The following is a 7878-nucleotide window of genomic DNA, read 5'->3' as shown; positions in this document are numbered from 1 at the left end:
CAAGGAATATGCCTTGCCCCCTGGCCGCAAAACAGATCCGCCGTTTGACATGACCATGTTCCGCTCGGAAGTTTCCGCCATCCTCGCCGGCACCGTGGCGCAGCCCCCACCGATTCCGGCAGTGACGCCGGCAGCGCAGGTGGGCGGTACTGAAAAACCCACTTTGCGCCGCAATGCCACTGGAGAGTTTGTCGCCCTCCTCCAGCAGAAGCTGCAGACCGATGTCGACGGATACTTCGGCCCGTACACGGAGGCCGCCGTGCGCGCTCTCCAGAAATCCCGGGCCTTGGTGCCGGACGGCATTGTCGGCCCCAAGACCTGGGCCTTGCTGGACCCCGGTTGAGTTTTTCGCGCGCATAGCGAGCCGCCGGTCGGCCTGCTTTCGGTGTCTGTCGATGCGCCATGAGCTTCAGGGCGTAACGACGGCGGGCGCGCGCTGCGGCGTGGGGCGCTGGGTGCGGACGTAGTTCAATTCGTTCTGGGCACGCCTGTCGTTCTTGTCGAGCTCCAGGCATTGCAGGTAGACCTTTTCGGCATCGTCCCAGCGGCCCTGTTCGACATAAACATAGGCGATGCCGCGCCAGGCGCGGGACAGTTCCTTGTTCTTGACCTCGGGCGGGGAAAACTCTTTGGCGGCGGTTTCGGCCTGCTCAAAGATTTTGAGAGCCTGGGGCCAGTTGCGTTGGCCCAGGTACACGGTGCCGAGCTCGCCCAGGTACTGGGAGTTCCGGGGCGCCAGGGCCAGGGCGGCTTCGAGTGCGCTGCGTGCTTCGGCCGGGCGTTTGAGTTCAATCAAGGCATAGGCCTTGAGGTACCAGGCATCCGACCAGACCTGCGGCACGATGATCGCGCCCTGCTTGGGTTCTTCCTTGGCGTTGGCCGCCTGCAGCAGGTACAGCAGGCTTTCCACCTGCGAACGGCCGGTGTAGGGCTTGGCTTTCTGGTGCTTGTAGCGCAGCTCATAGGCGGCGATGATTTTGTCGAAGTGGTCGGTAATTGCTCGGTCGGGCTGGCGGAGCTGCAGCAGATTGGCGCCGGCCATCAGCTGCTGCTCCAGCGCGGCATCTTCAGGGTTGGCCGCGGCCTGCGGGGGCGCGCCTGCTGTGGCGGGCTGGCTGAAGGCGGGAGAAGCGGCAAAGAAGGAAAAAGCCAGCGCCGTTGCCGCCAGCCAGGCCGTTGGCTGTTTGAGAGTTTTGGGCATTGTGGATATCCAGGTTAACGGGCACAAAAAACTACCAATCGATGAAGCACGGCGCTTACTTTAAGTGCACCAAGCTGGGACTGGGTCTTGTCCCTGGCTTGCGCGCCCCGCCTCACCACCTCACCACCTTACTCAGCGCGAAAACTCCAGCGAGAAGGGGTGTACATCGAAGAGATAGAAGCTGGGAGAGCGCCATTCTTCAGGACCGGACTTGAAAGTCTTCCAGGGGGTATAGGCCACAACATAGAGCTTACGTCCGGCAATCGTAGACAGCGGATTCTTTCCTTGGGCGTAATTGAACTCCGCGTAATTGCGATTCGCACCGGTGACAGGGTCTACAAAGGGCCAGACGGATTGATACGGTTTTGCCGCCGTAGGGCAGCCCTTCAAATCCCGGCAGGCCTTGTCGTACTCGGCTCGCGCCCACACGGTCGCATCTGTCCCCATCGTTATTTCTTCATCGATATCGGAGCGCGGGTTGTGGGCTCCCCCCAGGTCAAGAAGACTGGAACTTGGCGCGCCTGCCATGTAGTAGCCCGCACCTGAAAACACCTTCGATGTTTTTGTCAGGTAGGTGATTTGAGTTTTCAAGRCCAGGTTGATTCCCGGACGGCATTCAGCGGGCGTCAGCTCAACCCGAAAGGGAGCGGGAAGCAGCTTGAAAACCGGCACAGCCTCCTTCGACGAAACGATTTCGACGTTGTCCTGAAATACCCGCAAGGTGCACTGCGGCTCGGCAGCTGCCATTGCGTGCAGGAAACCCAAGCCTAAGCCAAGGAAAATTTTGTACATCGCTCCCCCCCCCCAGTTGAATAGCGCAGACGCAGCGCTCTGTCTTTTTATAAGGCCTTGCCCAGCCGTCCCACACCCTCTTCAATCTTCGCCACATCGGCCGTGGCGAAGCTCAGGCGCAAGGTGGCGAGGTCGGGGTTGGCGGCATAGAACGGCGCGCCGGGCACAAAGGCCACGAGCTGCTCGATGGCCTTCTTCGCGAACTCACCGGCGTCCTGGCTTTTGCCGTTGGCGCCGGTGAGGCGGGCCCAGAAGAACAGGCCGCCTTGCGGCTGGGTGAATTCAATCGCGTCGCCGAGTTCGCGCTTCAGGGCATTGCCCATGGCGGTGGCGCGTTCGCCGTAGACCTTGCGCACGCGCTTGAGGGTTTCGGGCATGCGGCCGGCCTTGAGGTACTGGGCGGCGGTGGCCTGGGCGAAAGTGCTGGTGTGGGCGTCGCTGAACTGTTTGCACATGGTGGCCTTGGCCAGCAGTTCGGCGGGAGCAACCATCCAGCCCACGCGCAGGCCGGGGCTGAGCACCTTGCTGAGGGAGCCGCAGTGGGCGAGCAGTTCGCGGCTGCCGGGCACGCTGGGGCTGAGGGCCAGCAGCGAGGGCGGCGGCGCTTCGCCGAAAAACAGGTCGCCGTAGGGGTCGTCCTCGACGATGAGGGTCTGGTGCTTGACGGCCATCTCCAGCACCTTCTTGCGGCGCTCCAGGCTCAGCAGTGCGCCGCTGGGGTTGCCGAAGGTGGGGATCAGGTAGACGAACTTGGGTTTGTGCTGGGCGATCAGTTGTTCGAGTTCGTCGGTCTTGACGCCGTGGGCGTCTATCGGCGCGCTGATGAGTTCGGCGCCGTAGAGGCGGAAGCACTGGATGGTGGCCAGGAAGGTGGGGCCTTCGACGATGACCTTGTCGCCGGGGGAGATCATGGTCTTGCCGAGCAGGTCGAGCGCCTGCTGGCTGCCGGTGGTGACGATGAGATTCTCGGGGGCGACGTCCTTGGCGCCCTTGGTGGCCATGAAGGCGCTGAGCTGTTCGCGCAGCGGGCCGTAGCCTTCGGTGGCGCCGTATTGCAGGGCGCCGCCGGGTTCTTCATTGAGGGCCTTGTTGCTGGCTTCCTGGATGCCGGCCACGTCGAACATGGCGGGGTCGGGGAAGCCGCCGGCAAAGCTGACGATGCCGGGCTTACCCAGCAGTTTGAACAATTCGCGGATGGCGGAGGTTTCAACGTTGTTGAGGCGGTCGGCAAAGTGCAGGGGCATGTTCGGTTTCTCGCTTTCTGGGCTGCATTGTCGCCAATTTGGGCGGGGGTTGCGCGCTACTTGGCGGCCTGGAGGCGCCTGGAGGACGTCTTTTGGGGTGGTTGACAGAGTACCGGTCTAGAGTAATACTCCAGTCATGAGCGACACCGCCCCATCCTCCGCCCCATCCTCCGCCTCACCTTCCGCCCCTGCCCCGACCCGTGACCGCCTGCTGGAGGCCGCCACCAAAGTGTTCCTGGCCCAGGGCTTCACGGCCGCCTCGATGGACATGGTGCGCCAGGAGGCGGGGGTGAGCAACGGCAGCCTGTACCACCACTTCCCGACCAAGGCGCTGCTGGCCGATGCGCTGTATGCGCACACGCTGCGCGACTTCCACGCGGCGCTGACGGCGCCGATTGCCGGCAAGGCCTCGGCGCAGGCCGGGGTCAAGGGCCTGCTGCGCGCCTATATCCAGTGGGTGGTGCAACACCCGGAGCAGGCGCGGCTGCTGCACGCGCTGCGGCGCGGCGGCGGTATGACGGACGGCGCCGAGATCAACGCGGCCAATGAACAGGTGTTTGGCGCGCTGAAGGCCTGGATGGAGCAGCGCATGGAGGCCGGCGAGATGCGGGCCATGCCTTTTCACCTGTGGATGGCGCTGGTGTTTTCGCCGGCAATGTCGCTCACGCAGCGCTGGGCCAGCCAGCCGGCGCCGGCGGTCGCACCCAAGGTGCGGGCCGCGCTGGAGCACGCCGCCTGGATGGCCGTGGCGCCCTGAACCCCTTCACCTTCCCCACCTTCAACCAAGGAGTCCCTGTATGAAAGTTGTCAACGTTCATCAACGCCTTTTGCATGCCAGCCCGGAACGGGTAGGCGCACTGCTTGATTCACTGGGCTCGCCGGCCGATGCGCTGTGGCCGGGGCGGGCCTGGCCACGCATGAAGTTCGACAGGCCGCTGGCTGTGGGCGCGGTCGGCGGCCATGGGCCGATTCGTTATACGGTGGAGGCGTATGTGCCGGGCCAGTCGGTGCGCTTTCGCCTGACGGCGCCCGCGGGATTCGAGGGCTGGCACGGCTTTGAAGTGCTGGACGCCACGCCCGCGCATTGCGTGCTGGAGCACCGCATCGAGATGCAGGCCCGCGGCCCCGCCCTGCTCTACTGGCCGCTGGTGATAGCGCCGCTGCACGACGTCTGCGTGGAAGACGTGCTGTCGCAGGCGCAGCTCTCGCTGGGCCTGGAGCCCCGGCCCGTGCCCTGGACGGCGCGCGTGCGCCTGCTGCGCCGGCTGGCCTCGGGCGGCAGGCGGCCGGCGCCGCCGTTCGCGCGGGGGCAGCATGCCCGCTGACTGGCAGGCCAAGGCGAGACTAAACTCCTTAAAAGGAGTTATTTTACTTAACTACATTAAAGGAGTATTATCGATTAACTACTTTTGAGGTGTATTGTGAGCAATGTGACTTATCCGGTAGACACGCCCCAGCAGCTGCGCACCATGTTGCGAACCCTGCGCCAGGCACGCAAATTGACCCAGACCCAGCTGGGTGAAATGCTGGGCGTCAGCCAGAAGCGCATCGCGCGCATAGAGGCCGCGCCTGAAGTCACGGCTTACGACCAGATTGCGCGCATCGTTTCGGCCATGGGCTGCAGCCTTGTGATTGAAGAGGCTCCCCGGCATCGCGTGGCGGAAGACGAGCCGCCCCCCTATGCGCCGAAATGGTAGGCGGGCAAATACCATGGTGACCTTCCGCCGCCCCCGCAGCAGCCCAGGTTCCGGCACGCTGACGGTGTGGGCCAATGGAGAGCCCCTCGGCAACTGGTCCGTTGCCGACGGTGAGCATCGCTTCCAGTACGACGAAAAGTGGCTGCAGTCCCCCTCTTTACGCCAGTTGTCGCTTTCATTGCCTTTCATGCCCGGCAACCTGCCGCATCGCGGCGAGGTGGTGCATAACTTCTTTGACAACCTGCTGCCCGACAGCGATGCCATACGCCGGCGGCTGCGTGACAAGTTCGCCACGGGCGGTACGGCCGCATTTGAATTGCTGGCCGCCGTGGGACGCGACTGTGTGGGCGCGGTGCAACTGCTGCCGCCGGGGATGGAGCCCGAGGGCTTTGACCGCATTGAGGCACGGCCGCTGGACGAAGCCGGCGTGGAGCAAGCCATCGATAACGCGGTCACGGCCGGGCGGGTGCTGGGCCAGCAGCAGGAAGACGACTTTCGTATCTCGATTGCCGGTGCGCAGGAGAAGACCGCCCTGCTCCGCCACAATGGCCAATGGTGCCGGCCGCTAGGCGCTACCCCCACGACGCACATCATCAAGCTGCCGCTGGGCCTGGTGGGCAATGTGCGGGCCGACATGCACACCTCTGTCGAAAATGAATGGCTGTGCGCGCGGATTCTGGATTTGCTGGGCCTGCCGGTAGCGGCATGCGACATTGCGACTTTCGGCCAGCGCAAGGTGCTGGTGGTAGAACGGTTTGACCGCGCCCCTGAAATCCCGCCAGGGCGGCCGCCCTGGCTGGCGCGGTTGCCGCAGGAAGACTTTTGCCAGGCGCTTGGCGTGGCCGGCGCCATGAAGTATGAATCGGACGGAGGGCCGGGCATATGGGCCATCTTGCGCCAGCTAGACAGGAGCAGCCAGGCCGCTGTTGACAAGCTGGTGTTCGTCAAGACCTTGCTCGCCTTCTGGATCATGGCCGCGACGGACGGCCACGCCAAGAATTTCTCTATCTTCCTGGAACGAGGCGGCGGCTTTCGCATGACGCCGCTGTATGACGTGCTGTCGGCGTGGCCCATCATCGGCAATGGGCCCAACCAGGTCAGCCCGCGCCGCGCCAAACTGGCCATGGCCTTGCGCAACAAGAATACGCACTACCATTTGCACGAAATCCGCACGCGCCACTGGGAAGCGCTGGCGCGGCAAAGCGGCGTGCCCGGCGCCTTCGCCCAGATGGTGGCGCTGGTGCTGCAAGTGCCGTACGCGCTGGAGCGCATGGCCGAACAACTGCCGCCGGACTTTCCCGAGCCGGTGTTTGCCGCCATTCGCCGCGGCATGCTGGCGCAGGCTGAACAGTTTGTGGCCGAACTGCCATGACAGAGCCCGGCCTTGACCCCGCAGCCCGCCGCGCCTACATCGCCCGCATCAACCGCGTGGTGGACCACATCAGCGCCAACCTGGCCGGCACGCTGGACTTGCAAGCCCTGGCCGACGTGGCTTACTTCTCGCCCTGGCACTTTCACCGCGTGTTTCAGGCGGTGACGGGCGAAACCCTGGCCGACTGCGTACGCCGGCTGCGGCTGGAGGCCGCGGCCCAGCGCCTGATTTTTACGCCGCAGACCGCGCTGCAAATCGCGCTCGACACCGGCTTTGCGTCGGCCGAGGTTTTCAGCCGTGCCTTTCGCGCCCATTTCGGCATGACACCCACGGCCTGGCGGCGCGGGGGCTGGCGCGAGTGGGCGACGCGCCGGCAGATTGAACTTAGCAAGATTCATCAAGGCAATCACAAGCCGAATCAAGACTCCATCATGGCGTTGTTTAAAGATAGAACCCTCTGGCCCACCGGGCCGGTACCTTCATCCGAAAGAACCCTTGCCATGCACATTGAACTCAAAACCCTTCCCCCCATGCGCCTGGCCTATATGCGCAACACCGGGCCGTACGGCGACCAAGTGGCGCAGCTGTGGCAGCGCTTTGTCGCCTGGTGCGGCCAGCACGGCTACATGAACCCGCGCCCCAAGATGTACGGCATCAGCCAGGACAACCCCGAGATCACGCCAGCCGACAAGTGCCGCTACGACGCCTGCATTGAGGTGGACGAAACTTTCAAACCGCAGGGCGAAATATGCGTGCAAAACTTTGGCGGCGGGCGCTATGCCTGCGGCCGCTTCACCGGCAAGCCGGGCAACGAGGTGCACGAAGCCTGGACGCACATGTTCGCCGAGTGGCTGCCGCAAAGCGGCTACCAGCCGGACAACAAACCGGCGCTGGAACTGTACGAAGAAGACTTTGTGATGGACCCGAAAACAGGAAACTTCAGCTGCTGGCTGTGCGTGCCGGTCAAGGCGCTATAGGACCTGCGCCGCGGAGCGCGGCACCCATAGCGGTGATGGCCATGCCCGGCTTCAATCGAGGCGAATGCCGGCGCGTGCCACCGTTGCGCGGTAGCGCGTGATCTCGGAATCCATCACATCACGCAGCGCCTGCGGGCCCAGGAAGGCCGGCTCCAGGGACTGCTGCTGCAGCTTCTTTCCCACCGCGGGCTCGGCGATGATGGCCGTCAGCGCGTGCAACAACTGGTCACGCACRGCAGGTGAAATGCCAGCCGGCGCGGCGACCGCATACCAGCCGTCCAGCAGCGCCGGCGATAGCTGCAGCTCGCCGTAAGCGGGCACGCCGGGAATCTGGGCGGAGCGCTTTTCGCTGATGACCGCGAGGGCGCGCAACTTGCCGGACTGCACCAGGGGATTCACGGCCGCCAGGGTGTCTATGCCCATGCTGACGTCCGCGCGCACCACGCCGATGTCGGCCTCGGCGCTGCCTTTATAGGGAATGGCGGAAAACTTCACGCCCGAGGCGTTGGCCAGCATCTCGCCGGCCAGGTGCGGCGCCGAGCCGGCGCCGAAGGTGGCATAGGTCACGGCGCCCGGCTCGGCCTTGGCTTTGGCC

At 64.4% G+C, this 7878-nt stretch carries 10 protein-coding genes; 6 read left to right on the top strand and 4 right to left on the bottom strand.

The window, feature by feature from the left end; genetic code table 11:
* Positions 1-343, top strand: a 343-nt coding sequence (locus AC1D0P_RS18000) for a peptidoglycan-binding domain-containing protein (protein WP_477678000.1), incomplete at its 5' end; no start/stop codon positions are given.
* Between the two features lie 66 nt (positions 344-409).
* On the opposite strand, the gene AC1D0P_RS17995 is transcribed toward AC1D0P_RS18000, so the two are convergent.
* From AC1D0P_RS17995 to AC1D0P_RS17985, 3 genes are all read right to left on the bottom strand, one after another.
* Positions 410-1201 (bottom strand): tetratricopeptide repeat protein, encoded by a 792-nt coding sequence (locus AC1D0P_RS17995; RefSeq protein ID WP_477677999.1) that lies wholly within the window; start codon positions 1199-1201, stop codon positions 410-412.
* 132 nt (positions 1202-1333) lie between these two features.
* Positions 1334-1993 carry a hypothetical protein gene (locus tag AC1D0P_RS17990; RefSeq protein ID WP_477677998.1) on the bottom strand — a complete coding sequence of 220 codons (660 nt, stop codon included), beginning with the start codon at positions 1991-1993 and terminating at the stop codon, positions 1334-1336.
* 47 nt (positions 1994-2040) lie between these two features.
* A complete protein-coding gene (locus tag AC1D0P_RS17985) occupies positions 2041-3231 on the bottom strand; it encodes an aminotransferase-like domain-containing protein (RefSeq protein WP_477678001.1) in 1191 nt (396 codons plus the stop codon).
* A 142-nt stretch (positions 3232-3373) separates the two neighbouring features.
* Here AC1D0P_RS17985 and AC1D0P_RS17980 point away from each other — a divergent pair, with 142 nt between their 5' ends.
* From AC1D0P_RS17980 to AC1D0P_RS17960, 5 genes are all read left to right on the top strand, one after another.
* Positions 3374-3994 (top strand): TetR/AcrR family transcriptional regulator, encoded by a 621-nt coding sequence (locus AC1D0P_RS17980; RefSeq protein ID WP_477677997.1) that lies wholly within the window; start codon positions 3374-3376, stop codon positions 3992-3994.
* Between the two features lie 40 nt (positions 3995-4034).
* Entirely contained in the window at positions 4035-4562 is a 528-nt protein-coding gene (locus AC1D0P_RS17975) for an SRPBCC family protein (RefSeq protein ID WP_477677996.1), read from the top strand.
* A gap of 96 nt (positions 4563-4658) precedes the next feature.
* Positions 4659-4934, top strand: a complete 276-nt coding sequence (locus AC1D0P_RS17970; RefSeq protein WP_477677995.1) for a helix-turn-helix domain-containing protein — start codon at positions 4659-4661, stop codon at positions 4932-4934.
* Positions 4935-4947: 13 nt separating this feature from the next.
* Complete coding sequence (locus tag AC1D0P_RS17965; RefSeq protein ID WP_477677994.1) at positions 4948-6306, top strand: type II toxin-antitoxin system HipA family toxin; 1359 nt, start codon at positions 4948-4950, stop codon at positions 6304-6306.
* Positions 6303-7283: an AraC family transcriptional regulator gene (locus AC1D0P_RS17960; protein WP_477677993.1), complete on the top strand. Its 981-nt coding sequence runs from the start codon at positions 6303-6305 to the stop codon at positions 7281-7283. The genes AC1D0P_RS17965 and AC1D0P_RS17960 overlap by 4 nt, the downstream gene beginning before the upstream one ends.
* Positions 7284-7334: 51 nt before the next feature.
* Here the strand turns inward: AC1D0P_RS17960 and AC1D0P_RS17955 are convergent.
* The coding region (locus AC1D0P_RS17955; protein ID WP_477677992.1) for a Bug family tripartite tricarboxylate transporter substrate binding protein at positions 7335-7878 on the bottom strand (544 nt) is incomplete at its 5' end.

Source organism: Polaromonas sp. P1_G2 (assembly GCF_056405515.1).
This window is presented reverse-complemented; position numbering and strand designations above follow the sequence as displayed.

Coding starts and splice junctions, on each gene's coding strand:
- AC1D0P_RS17995 (WP_477677999.1), bottom strand. CDS start 1,201: ATGCCCAAAACTCTCAAACAGCCAACGGCCTGGCTGGCGGCAACGGCG.
- AC1D0P_RS17980 (WP_477677997.1), top strand. CDS start 3,374: ATGAGCGACACCGCCCCATCCTCCGCCCCATCCTCCGCCTCACCTTCC.
- AC1D0P_RS17975 (WP_477677996.1), top strand. CDS start 4,035: ATGAAAGTTGTCAACGTTCATCAACGCCTTTTGCATGCCAGCCCGGAA.
- AC1D0P_RS17965 (WP_477677994.1), top strand. CDS start 4,948: ATGGTGACCTTCCGCCGCCCCCGCAGCAGCCCAGGTTCCGGCACGCTG.
- AC1D0P_RS17960 (WP_477677993.1), top strand. CDS start 6,303: ATGACAGAGCCCGGCCTTGACCCCGCAGCCCGCCGCGCCTACATCGCC.